The following is a 23,503-nucleotide window of genomic DNA, read 5'->3' on the forward strand; positions in this document are numbered from 1 at the left end:
TTATCCCAAAAGGCTCGTGTCCTGCTTGTGAACCAGCAGGAGGTTGGCGGAATTGCCGAGAATGCGGTCGTTGGAAATCATCAGGCGTGCGGAATGCGCGTCGCGCAGGTGTCGGCCAAGGCTATAGGGCGTGCCGTTCTTGTAGCCCATGATGCCGCAGACCAGCATGGCGTGATCGATGATTTCAAGAATGGTTTCCGAAGAGCAGATTTTCACGTTGTTCATGGCGACGGCAAAAGCCATGGACATCAGCTTTTCCGGGTCGCTCTTGGTGTCCTCATAGGCCTTGACGCCAGCGATGACGTTGGACTTCACCACCTGCAGCTTGCTGGAAACCTCCGCAAGGCGAATAGCGCCGGGAGGGGCGGTGCCGGGCGACTTGCGGGCTGCGGCCCTGACGAAGGACTGGGCGCGCAGCACCGCGTCGGAGGCAATACCGTACCAGACGGCGCTCCACAGCAGATGCGAACTTGCAAGCATGGATTGTGCAGCGATTTCCGCGAAGGGCTTGGGGAAAATCTGTGCTGCCGGCGCTTGCCCGCGAAACAGGAAGCCGTCCGAACAGGTGCCGCGCATGCCGAGCGTGTCCCAGGTATGGGTTTTTTCGAGCGTGTACTGGTTTTTCAGGAAGACGGTCATCACCTGATCGGCGGGCGCTGCCTCCTTGTGGGCGCGCGAGGTGATGAGGATCGCGTCGGCATTGCTGCCATAGGAGATAACGGTCGCATCCTTTTCCAGCTGGCAGCTGTCGCCTTCGACCTCAATCGCGCAGATCGAATTGCGCAGGTTGCCGCCGATGCCGCCTTCAGTGGTGGCCGAGGCGAGCAGCAGTTGCTCACCGGCCACCCGGCGCATGAAGCCGGTGTGCCAGGCGCTGTCCACCCCGTGTTCCACGAGACTGGAAAGTTTGATGTGATGCATGGCGAAGATCATCGCCGTCGCTGAACAGGCCTGGCCGAGCCGGGCGCAGATATTGGCGATCTCCTGAAGGCTCGCGCCTTCGCCGCCGAGAGGAGAGGGTATCTGGATGCCGAGCAATCGCTCTGTACGCAATGCGTCGATGGCTTCCTGTGGAAACCGACCGGCAACATCGACGTCATCCGCATGCTTGGCTGCTACGATTGCGACACGGCCCGCGCGCGCGGACAGCGTGTTATCCTGCGGCGCGACGGTCACGTTCATCAGGCTGCCTCTTTACCATCCAGAATAAGCTTAACGGTGTCTTCAATGGCCTTGATGCTGGCAAATGACTTGCGGTTCAGCAGGTTATCCGGAAACTCGATGTCGAATGCCTCTTCTATTCCCAGCATCAATTGCACGGAAGCAAAGGAAGAAAGGCCAGCCGCGTAAAGATCGGCGTCATCTGCAATCGTATCGACGGGGCTTGGAAGCTGGCCGAATTTCGCCAGTATTTCACGTATAGTCGCGTTCATTCAGACGTATCTCCCATGAATCTCACATCAGGATGGTTTGTGCTTATCGTTACGACGCAAACGATAATATTCGCCTAAGCCAATAGGTTAATTGCAACTAACGGAAGAATGCGCCATTTGGGCATCTTTGCCAAGCGCGGATCGTGGTCTTGACAAAAGGCCGGGGGTGTTTTTTCCTGTCGCCATTCACCAGGGGTGTCCCGTCAAGGGGCTGAGATTCTGCTTTCATGCGCAGTGACCCGTTGAACCTGATCCAGTTCATACTGGCGTAGGGACGGTGCAAAGACCTGAAGGCGGGCGGGCGCATAGCGTTTCGTGTCGGCACCCAGGTATTTTCCATCATTCCGGCTCGAACTGGGTCTCCACTGTCAAACTTTGGAGCCTCAAGATGAATATCGCTGCCAAGACCATCCCTCTTTCCGTCACAACCGGGCCGCATGCCGCTTCCGCGAAAATCCACAAGCCGGGCGTTTTGCATCCGCAAATCCGCGTGCCGATGCGCGAGATCGCTGTGCACCCGACGGCCGGCGAACCGCCGGTCACTGTCTATGATTCCTCGGGTCCCTATACCGATCCCTCCCATCCTGTCCTGATCGAAAAAGGTCTGCCGCGCCTGCGCCACGAGTGGATCGTCGCACGCGGCGATGTCGAGGCTTATGAGGGACGGCACGTCAAGCCGGAGGACAACGGTTTTGCTACCGGCGAGCGCCTTACGCCTGAATTTGCCGTGCGTCATCAGCCGCTGAGAGCAACCGCGGGCAAGGCGGTGACGCAACTTGCCTATGCCAGGGCCGGCATTATCACGCCGGAAATGGAATTCATCGCCATTCGCGAAAATCTCGGGCGCGAGGCAGCGAAGGAGAAGCTCGCTCGTGACGGCGAGAGTTTCGGCGCGCATATTCCTGATTATGTCACGGCGGAATTCGTGCGTCAGGAGGTGGCGGCCGGCCGCGCCATCATCCCTGCGAACATCAATCACCCGGAACTTGAGCCGATGATCATCGGCCGCAATTTTCTCGTCAAGATCAACGCCAATATCGGCAATTCCGCCGTCACCTCCTCCATGGCGGAAGAGGTTGAGAAGATGGTGTGGGCGATCCGCTGGGGTGCGGATACCGTCATGGACCTATCGACTGGCCGCAACATTCACAATATCCGCGAATGGATCATCCGCAATTCGCCGGTGCCGATCGGAACCGTGCCGCTTTATCAGGCGCTGGAGAAGGTCAACGGCATTGCCGAGGATCTCACCTGGGAGGTGTTTCGCGATACGCTGATCGAGCAGGCGGAGCAGGGCGTGGATTATTTCACCATCCATGCCGGCGTGCGGCTGCACTACATTCCGCTGACCGTTAACCGTGTCACGGGCATCGTTTCGCGCGGCGGCTCTATCATGGCCAAGTGGTGTCTGCATCACCACAAGGAAAGCTTCCTCTATGAGCATTTCGAGGAGATTTGCGACATCTGCCGTGCTTACGATGTCTCCTTCTCACTGGGCGATGGCCTGCGTCCCGGCTCGATCGCCGACGCCAATGACGCTGCGCAGTTCGCCGAGCTGGAAACGCTGGGCGAGTTGACGCAGGTCGCCTGGGCCAAGGATTGCCAGGTGATGATCGAAGGCCCCGGCCATGTACCGATGCACAAGATCAAGGAGAATATGGACAAACAGCTGAAGACCTGCGGTGAGGCGCCCTTCTATACGCTGGGACCGCTGACCACGGACATTGCGCCGGGTTACGATCACATCACATCCGGCATCGGCGCGGCGATGATCGGCTGGTTCGGTACCGCGATGCTCTGCTATGTTACGCCGAAGGAACATCTTGGCCTGCCCGATCGTAACGACGTGAAGGTCGGTGTCATCACCTATAAGATCGCCGCCCACGCCGCCGATCTCGCCAAGGGCCATCCCGCCGCACAGGTGCGGGACGACGCGCTGTCGCGCGCAAGGTTTGAGTTCCGCTGGGAGGATCAGTTCAACCTGTCGCTCGATCCCGATACGGCGCGGTCCTTCCACGATGAGACCCTGCCGAAGGAAGCGCATAAGGTCGCGCATTTCTGCTCCATGTGCGGACCGAAATTCTGCTCGATGCGGATTTCCCACGATATCCGCGCTGAGGCGCAGAAGGAGGGGCTGGAGGCCATGGCCGCACGTTTCAAGGAAGGCGGCGAGCTTTACATGCCGCTTCCGACTCCCGCGAGCGCCGAGTAAATGCGTGTTCTCGTCAAGGGAACGGGGGTCGCCGGTTTGACGGCGGCCTTCGAACTGGCGCGGAGGGGCGTTGTTGTCGCGGTGTCTGAGCGCGCTGCCGCGCCTTTTCGCGGGGCGTCGTTTTATGCGGGCGGCATGCTGGCGCCCTGGTGTGAGCGCGAAAGCGCGGAAGAACGGGTTCTGACGCTGGGCAAGGCCGCGCTTGGCTGGTGGGATGACGCGACACCCGGTCTGGTGGTTCGCAACGGAACGCTGGTCATCGCGCCCGCTCGTGACAAAGCGGAGCTTTCTCGTTTCGCATCCAGGACGAGCGGCTATCGCTCGGTAAATGAGGCCGAAATCGCCGATCTGGAGCCCGATCTTGCCGGTCGCTTCCGATCAGGGCTCTACTTTGCGGATGAGGGGCATCTCGATCCGCGCCTTGCACTGCAGTCACTCTACGAGCAGCTTTGCGGAATGGGGGTGCTGTTTCATATGGGCGTTTCGGTGGATGAACAGCGGTTCGACCGAGTGGTAGATTGCACCGGATCTGCGGCAGTGGGAGAAATTCCCAGCCTTCGCGGCGTGCGGGGAGAGATGCTCTACCTAGCCACGTCGGAGGTTTCGCTTTCCCGTCCCGTCCGCCTGCTGCATCCGCGCATTCCGCTTTACATCGTGCCGCGCGAGCCGGGGCGTTTCATGGTGGGTGCGACGATGATCGAGACGGAGGATGCGGGCGCCATTTCGGCCCGCTCGATGATGGAATGTCTCAATGCCGCCTATGCCGTGCATCCGGCCTTTGCGGAAGCGGGCATCATCGAGACCGGCACGGGCGTGCGTCCGGCCTATCCCGACAATCTTCCCAAAGTCACGGAGGATGGTCGGACCATCTTCATCAACGGCGCGCACCGACACGGTTTTCTGCTCTCGCCCGCGATGGCGCGGCAGGTCGCGCGGATTATTTGCTAAAATCTATCTCATAAGGAACGGGATCATGAAACTTCTGGTCAACGGCGACGAGCTTGATATCGCCGCTGAAACGCTGGCTGGTCTGCTTGCCCGCCTCGATTACGAAGGCGAGTGGCTGGCAACGGCGGTCAATGGCGATCTGGTGCATTCGGAAGAACGCGCCAGCTACGTGCTGAGAGCTTTCGACCGTGTCGAAATCCTCTCGCCGATGCAGGGAGGTTGAGACCATGCTGACGCTTTATGGCCGCGAGGTATCTTCCCGCCTTCTCCTCGGCACGGCGCGCTATCCATCGCCCGCCGTGCTCGCGGATGCGGTGCGGGCGAGCGATACGGATATTCTGACGATTTCGCTGCGCCGGGAAATGGCGGGGGCTAAGAAGGGCGGCCAGTTTTTCGAGCTGATACGCGAATTGGACCGCCATATCCTGCCCAACACCGCCGGGTGCCACACCGCCAAGGAAGCGGTGCTGACGGCAAAGATGGCGCGCGAGGTTTTTCGTACCAACTGGATCAAGCTGGAGGTCATCGGTCATCACGACACGCTGCAGCCTGATGTCTTTGCGCTTGTCGAAGCCGCGAAAATCCTCTGTGATGAAGGGTTCGAGGTGTTTCCTTATACGACCGATGACCTGGTCGTGGCGGAAAAGCTGCTGGAGGCGGGATGCCAGGTGCTGATGCCCTGGTGCGCGCCGATCGGCAGCGCCATGGGGCCGCTCAATCTGATGGCGCTGAAGTCGATGCGGGCGCGTTTTCCTGATGTGCCTCTGATTGTCGATGCCGGCATTGGTCGGCCGTCTCACGCCGTCACTGTCATGGAGCTTGGCTACGATGCCGTTCTCTTGAACACGGCGGTATCGGGCGCAGGAGACCCGGCCGGCATGGCAAAAGCTTTCGCCCGCGCAATTGAGGCCGGCCATCAGGCGTACCTCGCCACTCCGCTGGAGCCACGGGATATGGCCGTTCCTTCGACACCGGTTATTGGGACAGCGGTTTTTTCCTGATTGTCGTTCGGGGTCGACATCAAGCACGTGACGTTTGGCGTTGACAGCGTCAGATGGTGGCGAGATACCGGGAGAAAAGGGAAACGGTATGACGCTACTCACCAATCTTCTGACGGATATTTCAGGCGTTTCGGTCGGCAATGTCACCGATCTTTCCATTGGCTCCGGGGTGACGGCGATTGTTTTCGAAAAGCCGGTCATTGCCTCGGGTTCTGTTTTGGGCGGCGCGCCGGGCGGGCGTGATATCGGCCTGCTCGATCCGGCGATGACGGTGGAAACGGTGGATGCCTTCGTGCTGTCGGGCGGCTCGGCCTTTGGGTTGGATGCGGCAGGCGGTGTTCAGGCCGGGCTGCGGGAGATCGGCCGCGGACTTCAGGTGGGTTCTACCCGCGTACCCATCGCGCCACAGGCGATCCTCATGGATCTGCTGAACGGCGGTGACAAAAATTGGGGATTGCATTCGCCCTATCGCGAGATGGGATATGCCGCTTTCAAGGCGGCGCGTGCGGCGCCTTTCGAACTCGGGACGGTCGGCGCCGGAACCGGGGCGACGACCGCGACCTTCAAGGGAGGGCTCGGCTCGGCAAGTGCTATCAGTTCCAGCGGTTATAAAGTGGCAGCTATTGTCGCCGTCAACGCGCTTGGCTCGGCAACCCTTGGCGCGAGCCGCCACTTCTGGTCGGCGCCGTTTGAAGTGTCTGGGGAGTTTGGCGAAAGCGGGTTTCCGCAAAGCTTTGAACCGGACGATACCGCCTTGCGCCTGAAGGGCGTCAACCTCACGGCAACGACCATCGGCGCGGTCGTGACGGATGCCGCACTCACGAAAGCGCAGGCGCATCGCCTTTCCATTATGGCGCATGACGGGCTGGCTCGCGCCGTGCTTCCCGCCCATCTGCCGAGTGACGGCGACACCATGTTTGCGGCGGCGACCGGGGAAAAACCGCTCGAAGGCGGCATTCATTTCGCCGAGCTTTGCCACCTCGCCACCCTCACCATGGCGAGGGCAGTGGCGCGCGGCGTCTATGAGGCAACAGCGCTGCCGGTGGAGGGGGCGCAAAAAGCCTATCGTGATCTTCACGGGCTGAGGTCGACCGATGAGTGAAGCCCGTTCCCCGCTGAAACCCGTTTTCCGTATCGACTTTCCACCCGGGGACCGTCTCGGGCATGGGAAAATCGAGTTGATGGCGCTCATTGCCGAAACCGGGTCCATTTCCGCCGCCGGGCGCGCAATGGATATGTCCTATCGTCGCGCATGGTTGTTGGTGGATGCGCTCAACCGTATGTTCACGCAGCCGGTCATCGAATCACAACGCGGTGGAAAACAGGGCGGCGGCGCGTCGCTGACGACTTTCGGAACCGAATTGCTGGATCGGTATCGTGGCATGGAAAAGCGGATCGCCGACGCGTTGCGCGCGGATATTGACTGGCTGGAGAAAAACCGCAATCCCGATGCGGCCGTCAATAGGGATTGAGAGCCGCCGACTTTATGATCAAATGCACCGGTTTTCCCGGTTCCAGTTGCAGCCGCTCATGGGAGAGGGCTGTGATGCGCGACTGTATGAGATCGCCGCCGCAATCCACCTGAACCGTCATCATGCCGTCTTCGCTGAGAGAGACCGTCGCGACGTGGCCTTCGAGAATGTTGAGGGCGCTAAGCCCCTCGGGTTTGACGGTTGCCAGCATCACATCGCGTGCCGGTATCAAAACCCGCGCGGGGCTGCCGGACATTCCCTTTTTTGCCGGAACATGAAGCAGCATGGTCTTTAACCGTACGGCGGCGAGTTCATGCCGCTCGTCGAAGCTCTCAATCTGCCCGGAGAGAATGCTGCCTGCCTCGCGCCTTTCGAGGTGGGTGCTGAAATCCGGTCTCGCCAGCACGTCTGCCGCTATGCCCTGCGCTTCCACCTTGCCGTCTTTCATCACGATGATGCGGTCTGCAAGGCGGGCGACCTCCTGGATGGAATGGCTGACATAGATGATGGGGATTTTTGTCTCGTCGCGCAGCCGTTCGAGATAGGGAATAATCTCGGCCTTCCGCTGCTCGTCCAGAGAGGCAAGCGGTTCGTCCATCAGCAGCAGCCTTGGAGAAGAAAGCAGGGCGCGGCCGATAGCGATGCGCTGTTTTTCACCGCCCGAGAGTTTGTCCGGACGTCGATGCAACAAATGGCCAATGCCGAGCATGTCGACGACAGGACCTTCCTGCGCCACCTTGGATTTGTCTTCGGTGAACCATTTGCCGTACTGCAGATTTTGCGCAACGCTGAGATGGGGAAAGAGCCGCGGCTCTTGAAAAACATAGCCGAACCGGCGTCTATGGGCCGGCAGAAACAGCCGCTTTTTGCTGTTGGCAAAAACCTCCCCATCCAACGTGACTTCACCTTCGTCCGGCCGCAGAAGGCCCGCGATGATGCGGATCATCGACGTCTTGCCAGAACCGGACCGACCGAACAGGGCGGTAACGCCGCCTTCTGAGGTGAAGGACGCATTGAGCTCGAATGACCCGAGGCGATGGCGGGTGGTAACTGAAAGGGTCATTCCATGCTCACCCGTTTGCCGATGATGCGCGCCAGAAACTCCGAGACGAGCAGGGCGAGCATGGAAATCACGACGGAGACGACGGTCAGCCGCAATGCGCCGGCGTCTCCGCCCGGAACCTGGGTGAAAGTATAGATGGCGGCTGAGAGCGTCTGCGTTTCACCTGGGATGTTGGACACGAAGGTGATGGTCGCGCCGAATTCGCCCATCGCCTTTGCGAAAGCGAGAATCATGCCGGCGATGATGCCGGGCAATGTGAGGGGAAGCGTAACCGTGAGGAAGACCCAGAGCGGACTTGCGCCCAAGGTTCCCGCTGCCTCCTCCAGTTTGCGGTCCACCGCTTCGACGGAAAGGCGTATGGAGCGCACCATCAGCGGAAAAGCCATGACGGCGCAAGCGAGCGCTGCTCCCGTCCAGCGAAACGAAAAGACGAGACCGAACCAGCTGTCGAGAAATTGCCCGATCGCGCCCCTGCGGCCGAACAGGACGAGCAGAAGATAACCTGTGACGACGGGCGGCAGGATGAGTGGCAGGTGAACGATGCCGTTCAGCAGCGACTTTCCCCAGAAGCGGCCGCGCGCCAACGCCACGGCGACCGCAATACCGAAAGGCAGGCTGGCAAGCATGGCGATGGAGGAGACCCACAGGCTGAGCCGGATCGCCGTCCATTCTTCAGGGCTGAGTGTCCACCAATGCAATGCCATATCCTGCAATCGTCATCTCTCGCGGCCAATATGCTGGGCTCACGAAAGGCAGTTTATTTCAAAACGGTAAAGCCTTGCTTTTCGAAGAAGAGCGTTGCCTTGGCCGACTTCAGGAAATCAAGATAGGCTTTTGCTGCCGGGGACTTGGCTTCCGAAAGAATGGCGACCGGGTAGATGATCGGCGGATGGCTGTCTTCCGGGAAGGCGCCGACGATCTTCACGCCCGGATCGGCGGCGGCATCGGTCTGGTAGACGATGCCATAGGGGGCTTCGCCGCGAGAGACGAGCAGCAGCGCGGCACGCACGCTTTCCGCACCGGCGACCTTTGGTTCGACCGAGGACCAGACCCCGAGTTTTTCCAGAGCGGCCTTGCCGTATTTGCCCGCCGGTACGGAATCGACTGCGCCCATGGCTAGACGGCCGTCGCCAACCAGAGCGGCAAGATCGAAGCCCCGCTTGATTTCAACTGGCTTTGCCTTGTCTGCCGGGGCGACGAGAACGATGCGGTTGCCGAGAAGGTTGGAGCGGCTGTCAGCGTTGATCAGCTTCTTTTCGGCAACATAGTCCATCCAGGCAAGGTCGGCGGAAATGAAGATGTCGGCCGGCGCCCCCTGCTCGATCTGCTTGGCGAGCGCGGAGCTCGCGGCATAGGAGACGATGACCTCGTTGCCGCTGTCCTTCGCCCATTCCGCGTTGATGGCGTCGAGTGCGTTTTTCATGCTCGCCGCGGCAAACACGGTCACTTTTTCGGCGGCATAAGCTGGAGCGCTCACAAAGGACGCTGCGATGGAGAAGGACGTAGCCACGACAATGGTTTTGAAAAAGCTGCGGCGCGAAGGTCTCATGATGCGTGTCCCCGATACGTGATATTCGTATGAATATATCGATATGGCGAAAGGGCAAGCATTATATTTTCATGGATATATCGCGTAAAAAGGGCGTGACGATCGCAAAGGTTCGGGCGAACCACTAGCTGTTGAAGAATCCCTTGCCCCGCAAATGGTCGACCCTGTTAAGGATCAAAAACGCTCGCCGGCGAAATGAGCGATCTGCGCGCCGGCTTCGTAATAGGCTTCCTTCACCGCCCGCAAGGCCTGTGCTTTCGGCTCTGTCAAAGGCAGGGGCATTTCGGCTTCGCCGATCTCACCGAGAATATGTTGCGCGAGCACCTTGCCAAATGCCGTGCCGGGCGCGATGCCGCGGCCATTGTAGCCGGAGAATCCGATGACATTGTCCGCGAATTTGTGGAAGCGCGGCACGGCGTTGTCGGTCATGCCGATCTTGCCAAACCATTCACATTCGAATTCCGTGTCTCCAAGCTGCGGGAAAAGCCGCTTAAGCGATCGTTTTGCCCAGGCGCGATGAATGGCGGCGCCGGTGCCGCGCAGGGCGCCGACACTGCCGAAGACCAACCGGCCGGCTTTGTCCATCCGGAAGGAGGAGAGAATTTCCTTCGTGTCCCAGCAACCCTCACACCCCGGCAAGATACTCTTTCGCAGGTTGTCGCCAAGCGGTCTGGTGGCGAAATTGAAATAGGGAAGGTAGGTCTGCTCATCGCGGACGATCCGCCATGGACCGGTGCTGTAGGCTTCCGTGGCAACAACGATCCAGTTGGCAGTTACCGAGCCTTGCTCGGTTTTGACCAGCCATTTTCCATTTCTGCGCTCGGTGGCGACCACCGGGCTATCGGTATGCAGACGCGCACCTTTCTTCCGGGCAGCTGCGGCAAGGCCCCGAACATAGGCGAGCGGCTGGATCGTGCCTGCCCGCGTGTCGAGGAGGGCGCCGGAATACGCGGTGCTGCCGATTCGTCTCGCTGTCTCCTCGGCATCCAGAACACGCACTGGCGCGCCCCTCGCGGCCCACTGCGCACAGCGCTCGTGGATTTCAGCAAGTCCCCTTTCGCCGACAGCGCAATGAAGCGTACCGTTCTTCTCGATTTCGCAGGCGATGTCGTGTCTTTCCACCAGTTCTCGGACAAGAAGCGGCGCATTGCCCAGCAGGCCGAGAAGACGTTCGCCAAAGGTTGAACCCAGCACGCCGGGCAATTCTTTGGGCATGACCCACATGCCACCATTGATGAGACCGACATTGCGCCCGGCGCCCCCGAAGCCGATCTCTTTTGCTTCCAGGAGAACGACGTCGACACCTTTTTCGGCCAGATGAAGGGCGGCGGACTGTCCGGTGAAACCACCTCCGACGACGACGACATCGGCAACGGATTCGCCTTGCAAGGCGGGCGTTACGGGCGGTTGCGGCGCGGTCTTTTGCCAGAGACCGTGGGAGCGGGGGTCGTTATACATCGTTCCACCATGGTGCGGGCAAGTTCATTTGGTTTCCGTATGGGTGACAAGCCCTTGTTAATGAGACTTTACAAGCCGCGGCGTCTGTTGAATATCGACATATCATCAAGAGTTTATTCCGCGAGGGAATATGGTGCTGCCACCCCGCCGTTTTCTGCCGTCGCTTTCGCTGCTCGCCGCCTTCGAGGCCGCTTCGCGCACCGGCAGCGTCACTGCAGCGGCGAGAGAACTCGGCCTGACGCAGGGTGCCGTGAGCCGACAGATCCTCGCCCTGGAAGAGCAGCTCGGCGTCGCGCTGTTCCTGCGCGAGCGTCAGACGATCCGGCTGACACGGGCGGGAGAGGGATATGCCCGCGACATCCGCGAGGCGTTGCGGCGCATATCGACGGCCTCGCTCAACCTGCGCGCCAATCCGGATGGCGGCACGCTCAATCTCGGCGTCCTCCCGAGTTTCGGAACCCGTTGGCTCGTGCCGCGGCTTCCTGATTTCATCGCCCGGCATCCCGGGGTTTCGGTCAATCTGCTGACGCGGGCGTCACTCTTCGATTTCCGTACTGACACGGTCGATGCGGCGATCCACTTCGGGCTGCCGCACTGGCCGGGCACAGAGCTGATTTTCCTGATGCATGAAAAAGTTATTCCGGTGTGCAGCCCGGCGTTTAAGGAACGTCACGGGCTTACGCGCCCGGAAAATCTCCTGCATGTGCCGCTTTTGCACATGACGACCCGCCCCGATGCCTGGGAGCAATGGTTTCGCAGCCACGATGTGGATTTTGACAATGTGCATGGCATGTTGTTCGACCAATTCACGACGATAGCGGAAGCGGCGAGCGCCGGCGTCGGGGCGTCTCTCATCCCCTCTTTCATGATTGAGGAAGAAATCGAGAGCGGTCGCCTCGTCGCGGCAGTTGCCGGGCAAGTGGAGAGCGAAGAAGCCTATTATCTCGCCTGCATGCCTGATCGTGCAGGCTATCCGCCGCTCGACAGTTTTCGGGACTGGATCGTTTCCCAGGCGGCAATCGGCAGGTAGCGGCAGCTGAAGAGTTTTCACCGTCAACCCGGTGTCGGTCTTGCAAGAGGCGCGCGGCTGAGCCAATAGTGCCTCATGACAGGTGGCGGACGGCGCCACACACTGCACGTTCCAATACGGGAGATATCCGTGAAGCCCATTTTTGTTCAGCTTCAATGCGAACCCGGCAAGACCTACGATGTCGCCGATGCCATTTATAAGACCGAACTGGTTTCGGAACTTTACTCGACGAGCGGCGAGTATGATCTGCTGCTGAAAATCTACCTGCCGCAGGAAGAGGACATAGGCAAGTTCATCAACCAGAACATCGTCAATATTCCGGGGATCGTGCGGTCCCTGACAACGCTGACTTTCACGGCGTTTTAAGGCGCAAGCGCCATCAGTGGTTCAAGGGATAATTCTGTAAGGCTTTCGGCTGAAGCCATCCGAGGATATGCGCGCGACAGGCGGCGCAGCTATAATCTCAGGCAATAAAAGAGTGCGCCATCGGCCGGTCATGCGGCTTCAATATCGGGCGCACTCTGTTTTCTGCGTTTCGATGAGAAGCTGGAACGCAAGCCGCATCAGGCAACTGCGGCCAGGTTCCGGTTACGCACGAGATCACGGATGGCGATCCGCACGTCGTCGGCACTGTCGAACTTCTGTTCGTCCAGGTCGTGAACGTGGAACTTCACCGCGATGAACTTCAGCCGGTCGTTGTCCGGTATGACGATGCCGACGGGTTCGCCAGCGAATTCAATAACTTGCTTTTGCATAGGTATACTCCCGCTGTGGCTACTTCACACAGCATGTTGTCGAACAGATTTTCTGAAAATTGTGACCGTCAGGTCACATTCGACAGCAGCGGGAACACGTGGATTTAAATCCAGCATTCCAGGACTCAAGACCAAGGATTGCGTTAATGGCACTATGTTTTGACATGACACACTCCCTGTGTTGGTGTTGGCCCAGAATCAGGAGACTCGTTCTCCAGTCCCACACTGATAATCCAGACCAGCGTTAAAATCAATGCTGATTGTTATAGGTAGAATATTTTTCTTTATGATGACAGGACAGGGGCGGAAATGTGAAATTTTTGTTTCCACATGCCTGAACCCTCCAAAGCCTTGCGGCGCAGGGCCGCTATGTCATTTTTTAATCGATGTCTGTCGTTCGTGGCGGGTAAATATGATCGTTGCCGTTGAAGTCTGAAACGGCATAACAGCCATCGCGAGTCTTCGCTGCCGCATTTCGGCCAATTGCTGCCTTGCCGTGACCACCGGGGATGTCGAGAACATAGGTCGGCTGACACAGACCGGAGACATGGCCGCGCAAAGCGGAAACGATTCGCTGGCCTTCCTCGATCGTCAGCCGGAAATGGCTGGTGCCCGGTGCGAGATCGGGATGATGAAGATAATAGGGCTTTATCCGTGTCTCGACGAAGGCGCGCATCAGGTCAGCGAGAACGGCGGGATCGTCGTTGACGCCTTTTAACAGCACCGTCTGGCTCACCATGGCGATACCGGCGTCGATCAGCCGTTCCGAGGCTTGTCGCGCCGCCTCGCTCAGCTCACGGGCGTGGTTGGCGTGCAGCGCGACGTAGGTCGTCTTGCCGCTGGCTTTCAGCGCATCGATCAATGCCGCGTCGATTCGACCGGGGTCAACCACTGGAACGCGCGTGTGGAAGCGGACAATTTTAACATGTGGGATGTCTTTGAGGCGCTTCATCAGCTCGGACAAACGCCGTGCGGAAAGAACGAGTGGATCGCCACCTGTCAGGATGACCTCCCAGATGGAGGGGTTCGCGCTTATGTAGCCGAATGCGGCGTCGAGTTCCTCCGGGCTCATCATGCCATTGCCCTGCGGCCCAACCATTTCACGGCGGAAGCAGAAACGGCAATAGACCGGGCAGACATGCACCGCCTTCAGCAGGACGCGGTCGGGATAGCGGTGGACGATGCCGTGGACCGGGCTATGCGCGTGGTCGCCAATCGGGTCGTCGCGTTCTTCGGGAAGGTGAACGAGTTCCGCAACGTCGGGAACGAATTGCCGGGCTATCGGATCGTCAGGATCGCTGTCATCTACCAGCGCTGCTATTGTTGGTGTTATCGCAAGCGCGTAACGCTCTGTCACAGCGCGCAGATCATCAAGCGCTCCGGTCTTGATCAGTCCGGCTTTGAGCAACGCCTCCGGTGTCTTGATGGCTTCCGAATGCTTCATCGGCCATAATCCGCAACGGGTGCCCACATGACGAGATCGATGCGGGGCGCGCCGGTTGCCAGCATGACAAGCCGGTCGAAGCCGAGTGCGATGCCGCTTGCGGGCGGCATCATTGCGAGTGCCGCCAGAAAATCATCGTCCAGCGGATAGGTTTCGCCGTAAACCCGCTGTTTCTCCGCCATCTCCATGTCGAAACGCCGTCTCTGCTCGTTGGCGTCGGTCAATTCGCCGAATGCGTTGGCCAGTTCAACACCGCAGGCGTAAAGCTCGAAACGTTCCGCGACGCGGCCGTCTTTCGGCGACCTGCGGGCGAGGGCCGCCTCACAGGTAGGATATTCGTCGAGGATCGTTGCCCTGCCGAAACCCAGTTCGGGCTCGATCCGCTCGACAATGACGCGGCTGAACATATCGGCCCAGGTATCGTCCTCAGCCACGCGAATGCCGGCATCGGTCAAACGCGCGGCAAGCTGGCGGCTGTCGGTCTCGCCGTTTTGGTCGATGGTGGCCAGAAGATCGACGCCCGCATAGCGCAGAAAGGCTTCGGCGACGCTTATCCGCTCCGGCTCGAGAAAGGGGTCGACGCTGCGACCGCGATAGGTGAACGTCTTCGTGCCTGCGGTTTCCGCTGCCAATGCCAGAAGATTGGCGCTGTCCCTCATCAGGCTCTCATAGGTTTCCCCCACACGATACCATTCCAGCATGGTGAATTCCGGGTGGTGGAGGGGGCCTCGCTCTCGATTTCGGTAGACATGGGCGAAGCAGGAAATGCGTTTTTCGCCGGCTGCAAGCAACTTCTTGCATGCGAACTCCGGCGAGGTGTGGAGATAAAGCGGCACGGCGTCGCCCGCCGGGGTCAGGGCTTGCGTGGCGAAAGCATGCAGATGCGCCTCGTTGCCGGGCGAGATCTGCAATGTCGCAGTATCGACCTCCAGGAAATCCTCGTCAGTAAAATAGTTTCGGAAGGCGGACTGGATACGATTGCGACCAAGCAGAAACGCGCGGCGATCGGCATGGACGTCGGGCGTCCACCATGGCGACATTGTTCCGTTGCTTTCGCGCATTCTCAGTTCTTTTCCGTCTTCCATGCGGCGCTCGATCATCAGGACATGGCCCGCAAAGCGCCTGATCGGGTCATTTAAAGCGGGCCCGGGCGGAAAACCGCTAGGCACTCTTCCGCGAATTGCTGTAGAAGGCTGGCAATTCGTACGGATTTAAGGTAGTTGCGCCCCAGAAAACAGACAAAACGTCTGCCGGGGCAGGTGCTGCCGTGCAGTCCTTTACGACGCATTTCATCGAGTTACAAGGAAGTCATATGGTCAAGGTTATCGCCTCATCCGTCCGCAAGGGCAATGTTCTGGACGTCGACGGCAAGCTTTACGTCGTTCTCACCGCGCAGAACTTTCACCCCGGCAAGGGCACGCCGGTCACCCAGGTAGATATGCGCCGCATCGTCGACGGCGTGAAGGTCTCCGAGCGCTGGCGCACCACCGAACAGGTCGAGCGCGCCTTCGTTGAGGACCTGAACTTCCAGTTCCTATATGAAGACGGCGAAGGCTTCCACTTCATGAACCCCGAAAACTACGACCAGGTCGTGGTCGATGCCGAGACGATGGGTGACCAGAAGGCTTATCTGCAGGAAGGCATGACCTGCGTTCTCTCGATCCACGAAGGCAATCCGCTGGCGGTCGAACTGCCGCGTCACGTCACGCTCGAGATTATGGAAACCGAGCCGGTTGTGAAGGGCCAGACGGCTTCGTCGTCCTACAAGCCTGCAATTCTTTCCAACGGCATTCGCACCATGGTACCGCCGCATATCGATGCCGGCATCCGCGTGGTCATCGCGACGGAAGACAATTCCTACGTCGAGCGCGCCAAGAACTGAGCCTGACGGCTGATGACGTTAAAAGCACCTGATGACGGGTGCTTTTTATGTCCGCAATAAAAAAGCCCGCGTCGAGACGCGGGCTTTTTGTTTGTCATTTTGGATGCTGTCACATGCCCTTGGCGACGGCGGCAGCGGCAATGGTCGGGCCGCCCCTGTTGGGAGCCGTCGTCTGGCCGACAGCATAACCGCCACCGAGCGCGATGCTGAGGGCGACATAATCCTGGGCCGTCTGCTGTACGGCCTGAGCAAGGCTCGCCTGCGCAGTGGAAACCTGGCGCTGCGCGTCCAGAACGTCGAGCAGGGACGAAGCGCCATCGCGGTAGCTTGCCGTCGAAAGCTGAAGTGCTTCACGATAGGAAGCCACGGTCCTGCGAAGAGCGTCTGCGGTGCGCTGGTCGCGGTTGACGGCGGCAAGAGCGTTTTCAACCTCTTCGACCGCGTTCAGAACCGTCGCCTTCCAGGCGAGGTATTGTTCGCGTGCCTGCGAGTTCGCAATGTCGACATTGGCGCGCAGGCGACCACCGTCCAGAATGGGCAGAACCAGCGACGGGCCAAAGGACCAGCTGTTGGCCGAGCCGCGGCTGCCACCACTGATGAAGCTATAGCTCGGCGTGATCGAGCCGCTGAGTTCGATGCTTGGATAAAGCTGCGCTTCAGCTACACCGATGGCAGCGACCGCAGCGGCAAGATTGCGCTCGGCAACGCGAATATCCGGTCGGTTACGGATGAGGTCAGCGGGGATGCCTGTGCGCGGGATGCTGCGGGCAACCGGTTGACGTGCGCCCTTCTGCAATTCCGTAATGAGCGACGATGCCGGCATGCCGAGCAGGGTTGCGATGCGATGGGCGGCCTTGCGGAAATTGGTTTCCAGTCCCGGAATTTCAGACAGGGTCGAATTGACGAGACCCTCGGACTGTACCACGTCGAGACGGGAGGCAGCACCAGCTTCAAGCTGTAGCTTCGTCAGATCCAGCGTCTCGCGACGCGAACCGAGGTTCTGGCGGGCAATCGCCAGTCGCTCCTGATAATAACGAACGTCAATATAGGCTGACGCCACCGCAGAGATCAGCGTCAGACGCTGAACATCAACGGTCGAGTATGCGGCATCAAGATCTGCGCTGGCGCTTTCCCGGGCACGCTGGTAGCGGCCGAAAAGATCGAGCAGCCAGGAAACGCTGAGGCCGCCGGAAGAGGTGTTCGTCACCGGCACATCGCGCAGGCTGCCAGATGTCTGGCTGGTCGTATGCTGCCCCTGTGCATTCAGGCTCGGAAGCGCACCAGCGCCGGCGATGATGACATTCGCCTGCGCCTGATTGATGCGCTCGATAGCCTGCATCACGGTCAGGTTCTGTTGAAGGCCGGTCGCGACATAGCCATTAAGGCGGCTGTCGTTGAATGCGGTCCACCACGCGACGCTGCTGATGTCACCGTTGCTGGTCTTGCCGCCTTCCGCGAATTTGCCCGGCAACTGGATTTCCGGTGTCTTTTGGTCGGGCCCGACGACACAGCCTGCAAGCAGCAGCATTGTCAGGGGAGCGATAGCGCGAATAGACAGCATGTAATTTTCCCAATTCTTAGGTTGGCTTACCGAGCGTGGCTGACAAATGGGCTGCGCGGTCGATATGCCGTAGAAACGTGCACTTGCCAAATCGGCGATATTTCTAGCAGCGTATTAACGGTTGGCACAGCCCATTTTTGTTTTGTTAACGCCTTGAAAGGCGGCGAATGATGACGAAAAAGGACGGAACGAAGAAAATTCCGAGCAGTGTTGCAGAAAGCATACCACCCAGGACGCCAATGCCGATTGCATTTTGCGCAGCAGAACCCGCTCCGGTTGCGATGGCGAGAGGCACGACACCGAGGATGAAGGCGAGCGAGGTCATGATGATCGGGCGCAGGCGCAGCTTCGCCGCCTCCAGAGTCGCTTCCATCAGGCCCAGTCCGTGCTCCTGTCTCTCCTTGGCGAATTCGACGATCAGAATCGCGTTCTTTGCCGCAAGCCCGATCGTGGTCAGAAGGCCGACTTTGAAGTAGACGTCGTTCGACTGACCGAAGAAATGCGCCGCCGTCAAAGCACCGAGAACACCCACCGGAACGGCCATGATGACCGAGAACGGGATCGACCAGCTTTCATAAAGGGCGGCAAGGCACAGGAAGACGATCAGCACCGACAGCGCGTACAGCATCGGCGCCTGCGAACCCGAGAGGCGTTCCTGATAGGAGATGCCCTGCCAGGCCACCGTGTAACCACCCGGCAGGCTCGCTGTCAGACGCTCCATTTCGTCCATTGCGTCGCCCGAGGCGACGCCCGCTCCGGCAGTGCCCTCCAGCGAGATCGCCCCCGTGCCGTTGAAGCGCGCCAGCGATGGCGGGGCATTGATCCATTTGACTTCGCTAAAGGAAGAGAAAGGCACCATCTCGCCATTGGTGTTGCGGGCATACCAGAACTTCAGATCGTCGGGCTGCATACGATAGGGGGCGTCACCCTGGACATAGACGGGCTTCAACTCGCCATTGAGCGTGAAGTCATTGACATCGCGCCCCGCAAAGATCGTCGACAGCATGAGGTTCACGGAGGACAGGTCGACCCCCATGGCACCCATTTTTTCCTGATCGAGAACGATCTTCATCTGGGTTTCATTATCCTGGCTGTCGCTTCTGAGCGAGCTGATCTTCGGATTGCCTGTGGCAAGCGCGATCAGTTCTTTCGATGATGCCGTCAGGGCATCGGTGCCGTTTCGGCCGCTATCCACCAGATACATCGAGAAACCGCTCGACGTGCCCATGCCCTGAATGGCCGGCGGCAGAAGCGGGAAGACCTGCGCATCGCGGAAACCGAAGAAGGTGCCCATGGCGCGTTGAACGATGGCTCCGGCATGTTGCGCCGGCGCCGTGCGTTCCTCGAAATCCTTGAGCTTGGTGAAGACGATGGCGTTGTTTTGGCCGGAACCGCTGAAGCTGAAGCCAAGCACGCCAAACACCGATTCGACATTGGCAGCTTCTTTTTCGCGGAAGTAGCTCTCGACCTGTTTTACCACCTCATTGGTGCGTTCGATGTTCGAACCCGTCGGGGTCTGGATGATGGTCAGGAGCACACCCTGGTCTTCCTGTGGCAGGAACGAGCTTGGCAGCTTGCTGAAAAACCAGACGCAGCCACCGATGACGACCGCAAAGATGATCATGACGCGCAACGGGCGTTTCAGGAGATAGCCGATGGTGGAGACATAGCCATCCGTCGTCCTGCCGAAGCCGCGATTGAACCACGCACCCGGCCCGCGCTGCTTCTTGTGGTGGTCGATCGGCTTCAGCATGGTGGCGCACAGCGCCGGCGTCAGCACGATGGCGACAACGGCCGAAAGCAGCATCGCCGACACGATGGTGATCGAGAACTGGCGGTAGATGATGCCCGTCGACCCACCAAAGAAAGCCATCGGAATGAAGACGGCGGTCAGGACGAGTGCGATGCCGATGATTGCACCAGTGATTTCGCCCATCGACTTCTCGGTCGCCTCGACCGGTGACAGACCCTCTTCCGACATGATGCGCTCGACGTTTTCAACGACAACGATAGCGTCGTCGACGAGGAGGCCGATGGCCAGAACCATGGCAAACATGGTCAGCGTGTTGATGGAATATCCGGTGAGTGCCAGAACACCGAAGGTACCGAGAAGCACGACCGGCACGGCGATCATCGGAATGAAGGTGGCCCTGAGGTTCTGGAGGAAGACCAGCAACACGACGAAGACGAGGATGATCGCTTCGATCAGTGTGTGGACCACCTTTTCGATAGACAGCTTGACGAAGGGGGTCGTGTCGTAGGGATACTCGATTGAGACGCCCTCGGGCAGGGAACCTTCGACATTGGTCAAAGCCGCTTTGACGCGGGCCGCGGTGTCGAGCGCATTTGCGCCTGTCGCGAGGTTGACCGCAAAGCCGGCCGAAGGACGGCCATTGGAGCGGGAATCGCCGCCATAGGTTTCCTGGCCGATCTCAATACGCGCGACGTCACTCAGGCGAACGGTCGCACCGTCTTTCTCGACTTTCAGAATGACCTTTTCGAAGTCGGCAACGGTGGTGAGCTGGCTCTGTGCCGTGACCGTAACATTCAGCTGCTGACCCTTGACCGCGGGCACAGCACCGAGAGAGCCGACGGAAACCTGGGTGTTCTGGCTTTCGATGGCGCCGGTGACGTCGGCCGTGGTCAGCTGGTACTTGTTGAGCTTGAACGGGTCCAGCCAGATACGCATGGCATATTCCGAACCGAACACGTTGATGCTGCCGACACCTTCGAGACGCTTGATCTGGTCTTCGACGCGGGAGGAGAAGACGTCGCCAAGGTCGGCGGAGTTGCGCTTGCCATCGGTGGAAATGAGCGCGCCGACCATGAGGATGCTCGATGTCGAGCGGCTGACCTGGATGCCGCGCTGCTGCACGGTATCGGGCAGCTGCGACTGAACGAGCTGGAGCTTGTTCTGTACCTGAACCTGCGCGATGTCAGGCAGGATGCTGTTGCCGAAGGTCAGCGTCACTTCGGCGCTTCCCGTCGAGGATGACGAGGTCATATAGGTGAGGTCATCGAGACCGGTCATGCCGTCCTCGATGATGGTCGTCACCGATTTTTCGACGGTTTCGGCACTGGCGCCGTTATAGGTGGCGCTGACACGAACCGTCGTCGGCGCGATGTCCGGATATTGCGAAATGGACAGGGTCCAGATAGCAAGGGCACCGCCCAGCATGATGACGATGGCAATAACCCATGCAAAAACGGGGCGCCGGATGAAGAAATGGGCCATGGCAGTCCTGCCTTACCTTGTGCGAGCTTCGACCGAGGGTTTGCTGCTCATGCTTATTTCGTTGGGGCGGCGGCAGGCGGAGCTTGCTGCGGCAGAACGACGATACCGCGATCGTCGATGGTTACTTCGACCGGTGCCACGGTCGCGCCATCGGCGATCCACTGGAAGCCATCAACGATGAGCTTGTCGCCATCCTTGACATTTTCCGTCACCAGCCAGGCGTTGCCAGACTGCTGGCTGGACGGGAAGGTGCGGGTCTCCACCTTGTTTTCCGCCGATACGAACTTTGCGGTCAGGTCACCATTGGCGTTGCGGCTCGCCGCGCGCTGCGGAATGCGGAAGCCTTTTTCCTTACCGATCGTCAGTGTGGCGCGAACATAGGTGCCGGGCAGCAGAAGATCGTCAGGGTTTTCGAACAGGGCGCGGATGGAGAAGGTGCCCGTCGTTTCGCTCACCGCCATGTCCGACATGTCGATCTTGCCGTCGTGTTTGTATTCGGTGCCGTCTTCTAGAGTCAGATGAATGCCTGTCTCCTTCGTGTCGCCACCAAGCTGACCGGACGAGATCGCCTTTTTCAGACGCAGCAGGTTGATGCTGGACTCCATCAGGTCGATGTAGATCGGATCGATGCGGCGTAGCGTGGTCAGCGCCGTCGTCTGGTTTGCGGTCACCACGTTGCCGATACTGAAGGCGGTAGCGCTGGTAATGCCGTCGAAAGGTGCGCGGACCTTGGTGAGATCGAGATTGATCTCCGCCGTTTCCAGCGCCGCCTTCGTCTGGGCCACATCCGCCTGCGCCTGCAGCAGCGTTACCTTGGCATTTTCATATTCGATCTGCGTTGCGCCGCTGTTGACCAGCCGCTCATAGCGGGCAAGATTTGCCTCGGCGCTCGGAATGCTTGCCTCGGCCTTTGCCACATTGGCCTTGGCCTGCGCCACTTCCGCCAGATAGGTATTGTCCTCGATCTGGTAGAGAACGTCGCCCTGCTTGACCTCGCTGCCCTCCTTGAAAGGGATTTCGCGGATGATGCCAGTGACGCGCGGGCGGATCTCCGCGGTCTGGAACGCGCTGGCGCGGCCTGGCAGCACCGTGGTCAGCGGATATTCGCTGTTCTTCATCACGATGACGCTGACGGGAGACGGCGGACGCGCGGCACCCTGGCCGGGCGCCTGATTGCTTTCTCCGCCATCGCTGCATCCGGCCAGAAGCGCGGTGACACACAGAGAAGCAAATAGGGGTAAAATACGTCGGCTCATCGTTCTTCCCTGCTTCCTGATCGCATTCAACTATAAGCGCAATGTCGCTCGGCGGATGCGCGTCCGAGGACCGACGTGACAGGCGAAGGCCTTAACAGGGACCCGATTCGCTCATTTCGTCCGAACCGCCAAGCGCATAGAAGCGCAGGCTAATGCGCTTCGCAAGCAATTGCGAGAAGGTGACGTAAATTGGGAATCGTCACTTAGCAAGTGGATTGCGTAATCCCGCATCGATCAGATCGACGAGTTGATCACAACGTGTTGCTAAATTGCCGATATCTTCCCGGGCGATGAGGACGGGATGGATGACGCTGGTCAACGCATGCAGCACGGTTTCGCCAAGAGAAAGAGCGTCGGTTGCTGCGTAGGTTCCAGCCTCAACGCCATCCTCTATGATTTCGGCCAGCAGTTTCACGATGACGGTTTTATAATAATCGCCGCATTTCATATCCTGCTTGGCGGTCATCAGGATCATCTCGAAGACGTAGGGATTTTTATTGAGATCCTGATGGTGCTGCTCCATCAGGTTGTGCGCGAGATGGCGCAGCCTCTCCAGCGGCGGGTGACTTTTGTCGAGCGGACAGATCTGCCGTTCGAAAACGCCGATCTGTTCGAAACCAAGCGCGTCGACGAGGGCGTTCTTCGAGCTGAAATTCTTGAAGACATTGGCAGGAGACATGCTGAGCGCTGCGGCAATATCGGCAATCGCCACGGCGTTGAAGCCACGCTCGCGGAAAAGCTCTTCCGCTTTTGCTAAAATGTCCCGCCGGGTCTCCTCGGCGGAACGGCGAGGCCGGCGTTTGACAGGACGGTCATTCTTCCTGTCTGCCTTGCTCGCGTGTTCGATCATTTTGGTCACGGTCAGACTCCGGGGAAAAACGGCTCCAGGTTCCGACGTACTCTTGCAAGCGGCGTTTCACCGCTGTCATCGGGAACGAAGCTCTGCCCGGTGATGCGCTCGTAAGCATCAATGTAGACCCTGGAGGTCTGGAGGACGAGATCCTGCGGGATTTCGGGAATGTCGTCCTTATAGGGATCGCAGCGCTCGGCGACCCAGGCTCTGACGAAGTCCTTGTCGAAGCTTGCCGGGCGGGTGCCACTCCGAAAGCTCTCGTCATAGCTGTCGGCCATCCAGTAGCGGCTGCTGTCCGGCGTATGGATTTCGTCAGCCAGGATGATGTTGCCGTTTTCATCCGTGCCGAAT

General features: G+C 59.4%; 23 protein-coding genes and 1 riboswitch (1 of these 24 cut by a window edge). Of the genes, 9 read left to right on the forward strand and 14 right to left on the reverse strand.

Annotated features, from left to right (window positions below; all coding sequences use genetic code 11):
- Complete coding sequence (locus tag AT6N2_RS11735; protein WP_063948436.1) at positions 1-1,182, reverse strand: acyl-CoA dehydrogenase family protein; 1,182 nt, start codon at positions 1,180-1,182, stop codon at positions 1-3.
- Positions 1,182-1,433 (reverse strand): acyl carrier protein, encoded by a 252-nt coding sequence (locus AT6N2_RS11740; protein WP_063948438.1) that lies wholly within the window; start codon positions 1,431-1,433, stop codon positions 1,182-1,184. Before AT6N2_RS11740 ends, AT6N2_RS11735 begins: the two co-directional genes overlap by 1 nt.
- A gap of 181 nt (positions 1,434-1,614) precedes the next feature.
- A riboswitch (TPP riboswitch) is annotated at positions 1,615-1,726 on the forward strand.
- 95 nt (positions 1,727-1,821) lie between these two features.
- On the opposite strand from AT6N2_RS11740, the gene thiC reads away from it, so the two are divergent.
- The 6 genes from thiC (at position 1,822) to AT6N2_RS11770 (ending at position 7,066) form a co-directional block, all read left to right on the forward strand.
- Complete coding sequence (gene thiC / locus AT6N2_RS11745) at positions 1,822-3,645, forward strand: phosphomethylpyrimidine synthase ThiC (RefSeq protein WP_144579226.1); 1,824 nt, start codon at positions 1,822-1,824, stop codon at positions 3,643-3,645.
- Positions 3,646-4,593, forward strand: a complete 948-nt coding sequence (thiO, locus tag AT6N2_RS11750; RefSeq protein ID WP_209086999.1) for a glycine oxidase ThiO — start codon at positions 3,646-3,648, stop codon at positions 4,591-4,593.
- 25 nt (positions 4,594-4,618) lie between these two features.
- Positions 4,619-4,816, forward strand: coding sequence for a sulfur carrier protein ThiS (gene thiS / locus AT6N2_RS11755; protein WP_144579224.1), 198 nt, complete (start codon positions 4,619-4,621; stop codon positions 4,814-4,816).
- 4 nt (positions 4,817-4,820) lie between these two features.
- Positions 4,821-5,594 carry a thiazole synthase gene (locus AT6N2_RS11760; protein ID WP_209087001.1) on the forward strand — a complete coding sequence of 258 codons (774 nt, stop codon included), beginning with the start codon at positions 4,821-4,823 and terminating at the stop codon, positions 5,592-5,594.
- A gap of 88 nt (positions 5,595-5,682) precedes the next feature.
- Entirely contained in the window at positions 5,683-6,696 is a 1,014-nt protein-coding gene (locus tag AT6N2_RS11765) for a P1 family peptidase (RefSeq protein WP_209087003.1), read from the forward strand.
- Positions 6,689-7,066: a winged helix-turn-helix domain-containing protein gene (locus tag AT6N2_RS11770; protein ID WP_063948450.1), complete on the forward strand. Its 378-nt coding sequence runs from the start codon at positions 6,689-6,691 to the stop codon at positions 7,064-7,066. The genes AT6N2_RS11765 and AT6N2_RS11770 overlap by 8 nt, the downstream gene beginning before the upstream one ends.
- On the opposite strand, the gene modC is transcribed toward AT6N2_RS11770, so the two are convergent.
- The 4 genes from modC to AT6N2_RS11790 form a co-directional block, all read right to left on the reverse strand.
- On the reverse strand, positions 7,053-8,129 hold the full coding sequence (gene modC / locus AT6N2_RS11775; RefSeq protein WP_063948452.1) for a molybdenum ABC transporter ATP-binding protein: 1,077 nt from the start codon (positions 8,127-8,129) through the stop codon (positions 7,053-7,055). The genes AT6N2_RS11770 and modC overlap by 14 nt on opposite strands.
- Positions 8,126-8,833 (reverse strand): molybdate ABC transporter permease subunit, encoded by a 708-nt coding sequence (gene modB / locus AT6N2_RS11780; protein ID WP_063948482.1) that lies wholly within the window; start codon positions 8,831-8,833, stop codon positions 8,126-8,128. The genes modC and modB overlap by 4 nt, the downstream gene beginning before the upstream one ends.
- A gap of 53 nt (positions 8,834-8,886) precedes the next feature.
- Positions 8,887-9,678, reverse strand: a complete 792-nt coding sequence (modA, locus tag AT6N2_RS11785) for a molybdate ABC transporter substrate-binding protein (protein ID WP_063948453.1) — start codon at positions 9,676-9,678, stop codon at positions 8,887-8,889.
- 174 nt (positions 9,679-9,852) lie between these two features.
- Entirely contained in the window at positions 9,853-11,136 is a 1,284-nt protein-coding gene (locus AT6N2_RS11790; RefSeq protein WP_063948455.1) for an NAD(P)/FAD-dependent oxidoreductase, read from the reverse strand.
- Between the two features lie 130 nt (positions 11,137-11,266).
- Between AT6N2_RS11790 and AT6N2_RS11795 the strand changes: the two genes are divergently transcribed.
- Together AT6N2_RS11795 and AT6N2_RS11800 are read left to right on the forward strand one after the other, a co-directional pair.
- Positions 11,267-12,166, forward strand: coding sequence for a LysR family transcriptional regulator (locus AT6N2_RS11795; protein ID WP_063948457.1), 900 nt, complete (start codon positions 11,267-11,269; stop codon positions 12,164-12,166).
- A 129-nt stretch (positions 12,167-12,295) separates the two neighbouring features.
- Entirely contained in the window at positions 12,296-12,532 is a 237-nt protein-coding gene (locus AT6N2_RS11800; RefSeq protein WP_003521320.1) for an Lrp/AsnC ligand binding domain-containing protein, read from the forward strand.
- A gap of 197 nt (positions 12,533-12,729) precedes the next feature.
- Here the strand turns inward: AT6N2_RS11800 and AT6N2_RS11805 are convergent, their stop codons facing one another.
- The 3 genes from AT6N2_RS11805 to epmA form a co-directional block, all read right to left on the reverse strand.
- Entirely contained in the window at positions 12,730-12,921 is a 192-nt protein-coding gene (locus AT6N2_RS11805) for a hypothetical protein (protein WP_003492264.1), read from the reverse strand.
- A 379-nt stretch (positions 12,922-13,300) separates the two neighbouring features.
- Positions 13,301-14,365, reverse strand: coding sequence for a lysine-2,3-aminomutase-like protein (locus tag AT6N2_RS11810; RefSeq protein WP_063948459.1), 1,065 nt, complete (start codon positions 14,363-14,365; stop codon positions 13,301-13,303).
- Complete coding sequence (gene epmA, locus AT6N2_RS11815; RefSeq protein WP_209089673.1) at positions 14,362-15,426, reverse strand: EF-P lysine aminoacylase EpmA; 1,065 nt, start codon at positions 15,424-15,426, stop codon at positions 14,362-14,364. Before epmA ends, AT6N2_RS11810 begins: the two co-directional genes overlap by 4 nt.
- Positions 15,427-15,677: 251 nt before the next feature.
- On the opposite strand from epmA, the gene efp reads away from it, so the two are divergent.
- A complete protein-coding gene (gene efp / locus AT6N2_RS11820) occupies positions 15,678-16,247 on the forward strand; it encodes an elongation factor P (RefSeq protein WP_063948464.1) in 570 nt (189 codons plus the stop codon).
- Positions 16,248-16,356: 109 nt separating this feature from the next.
- Here the strand turns inward: efp and AT6N2_RS11825 are convergent, their stop codons facing one another.
- The 5 genes from AT6N2_RS11825 to AT6N2_RS11845 form a co-directional block, all read right to left on the reverse strand.
- Positions 16,357-17,808 carry an efflux transporter outer membrane subunit gene (locus AT6N2_RS11825; protein WP_144579215.1) on the reverse strand — a complete coding sequence of 484 codons (1,452 nt, stop codon included), beginning with the start codon at positions 17,806-17,808 and terminating at the stop codon, positions 16,357-16,359.
- Positions 17,809-17,953: 145 nt separating this feature from the next.
- On the reverse strand, positions 17,954-21,043 hold the full coding sequence (locus tag AT6N2_RS11830) for an efflux RND transporter permease subunit (protein ID WP_209087005.1): 3,090 nt from the start codon (positions 21,041-21,043) through the stop codon (positions 17,954-17,956).
- 53 nt (positions 21,044-21,096) lie between these two features.
- Positions 21,097-22,299: an efflux RND transporter periplasmic adaptor subunit gene (locus AT6N2_RS11835; protein WP_063948470.1), complete on the reverse strand. Its 1,203-nt coding sequence runs from the start codon at positions 22,297-22,299 to the stop codon at positions 21,097-21,099.
- 199 nt (positions 22,300-22,498) lie between these two features.
- Complete coding sequence (locus AT6N2_RS11840) at positions 22,499-23,149, reverse strand: TetR family transcriptional regulator (protein WP_063948484.1); 651 nt, start codon at positions 23,147-23,149, stop codon at positions 22,499-22,501.
- 11 nt (positions 23,150-23,160) lie between these two features.
- Positions 23,161-23,503 carry the end of a phosphoribosylaminoimidazolesuccinocarboxamide synthase gene (locus tag AT6N2_RS11845; RefSeq protein ID WP_209087007.1) on the reverse strand. The gene runs 608 nt beyond the window's last position, so 343 of the gene's 951 nt are visible here — the last part of the coding sequence; its start codon lies off the right edge, out of view; its stop codon occupies positions 23,161-23,163.

This window comes from Agrobacterium tumefaciens (assembly GCF_017726655.1).
GTDB lineage: Bacteria > Pseudomonadota > Alphaproteobacteria > Rhizobiales > Rhizobiaceae > Agrobacterium > Agrobacterium tumefaciens_B.

What these genes read in the sequence shown, in the direction of transcription:
- AT6N2_RS11825 (WP_144579215.1), bottom strand. Translation starts at nt 17,808, where the DNA reads ATGCTGTCTATTCGCGCTATCGCTCCCCTGACAATGCTGCTGCTTGCA.
- AT6N2_RS11790 (WP_063948455.1), bottom strand. Translation starts at nt 11,136, where the DNA reads ATGTATAACGACCCCCGCTCCCACGGTCTCTGGCAAAAGACCGCGCCG.
- AT6N2_RS11830 (WP_209087005.1), bottom strand. Translation starts at nt 21,043, where the DNA reads ATGGCCCATTTCTTCATCCGGCGCCCCGTTTTTGCATGGGTTATTGCC.
- AT6N2_RS11810 (WP_063948459.1), bottom strand. Translation starts at nt 14,365, where the DNA reads ATGAAGCATTCGGAAGCCATCAAGACACCGGAGGCGTTGCTCAAAGCC.
- efp (WP_063948464.1), top strand. Translation starts at nt 15,678, where the DNA reads ATGGTCAAGGTTATCGCCTCATCCGTCCGCAAGGGCAATGTTCTGGAC.
- epmA (WP_209089673.1), bottom strand. Translation starts at nt 15,426, where the DNA reads ATGCGCGAAAGCAACGGAACAATGTCGCCATGGTGGACGCCCGACGTC.
- AT6N2_RS11770 (WP_063948450.1), top strand. Translation starts at nt 6,689, where the DNA reads ATGAGTGAAGCCCGTTCCCCGCTGAAACCCGTTTTCCGTATCGACTTT.
- thiC (WP_144579226.1), top strand. Translation starts at nt 1,822, where the DNA reads ATGAATATCGCTGCCAAGACCATCCCTCTTTCCGTCACAACCGGGCCG.
- AT6N2_RS11805 (WP_003492264.1), bottom strand. Translation starts at nt 12,921, where the DNA reads ATGCAAAAGCAAGTTATTGAATTCGCTGGCGAACCCGTCGGCATCGTC.
- AT6N2_RS11735 (WP_063948436.1), bottom strand. Translation starts at nt 1,182, where the DNA reads ATGAACGTGACCGTCGCGCCGCAGGATAACACGCTGTCCGCGCGCGCG.
- modC (WP_063948452.1), bottom strand. Translation starts at nt 8,129, where the DNA reads ATGACCCTTTCAGTTACCACCCGCCATCGCCTCGGGTCATTCGAGCTC.
- modA (WP_063948453.1), bottom strand. Translation starts at nt 9,678, where the DNA reads ATGAGACCTTCGCGCCGCAGCTTTTTCAAAACCATTGTCGTGGCTACG.
- AT6N2_RS11795 (WP_063948457.1), top strand. Translation starts at nt 11,267, where the DNA reads ATGGTGCTGCCACCCCGCCGTTTTCTGCCGTCGCTTTCGCTGCTCGCC.
- AT6N2_RS11740 (WP_063948438.1), bottom strand. Translation starts at nt 1,433, where the DNA reads ATGAACGCGACTATACGTGAAATACTGGCGAAATTCGGCCAGCTTCCA.
- AT6N2_RS11765 (WP_209087003.1), top strand. Translation starts at nt 5,683, where the DNA reads ATGACGCTACTCACCAATCTTCTGACGGATATTTCAGGCGTTTCGGTC.
- modB (WP_063948482.1), bottom strand. Translation starts at nt 8,833, where the DNA reads ATGGCATTGCATTGGTGGACACTCAGCCCTGAAGAATGGACGGCGATC.
- AT6N2_RS11760 (WP_209087001.1), top strand. Translation starts at nt 4,821, where the DNA reads ATGCTGACGCTTTATGGCCGCGAGGTATCTTCCCGCCTTCTCCTCGGC.
- AT6N2_RS11835 (WP_063948470.1), bottom strand. Translation starts at nt 22,299, where the DNA reads ATGAGCCGACGTATTTTACCCCTATTTGCTTCTCTGTGTGTCACCGCG.
- thiS (WP_144579224.1), top strand. Translation starts at nt 4,619, where the DNA reads ATGAAACTTCTGGTCAACGGCGACGAGCTTGATATCGCCGCTGAAACG.
- AT6N2_RS11840 (WP_063948484.1), bottom strand. Translation starts at nt 23,149, where the DNA reads ATGATCGAACACGCGAGCAAGGCAGACAGGAAGAATGACCGTCCTGTC.
- thiO (WP_209086999.1), top strand. Translation starts at nt 3,646, where the DNA reads ATGCGTGTTCTCGTCAAGGGAACGGGGGTCGCCGGTTTGACGGCGGCC.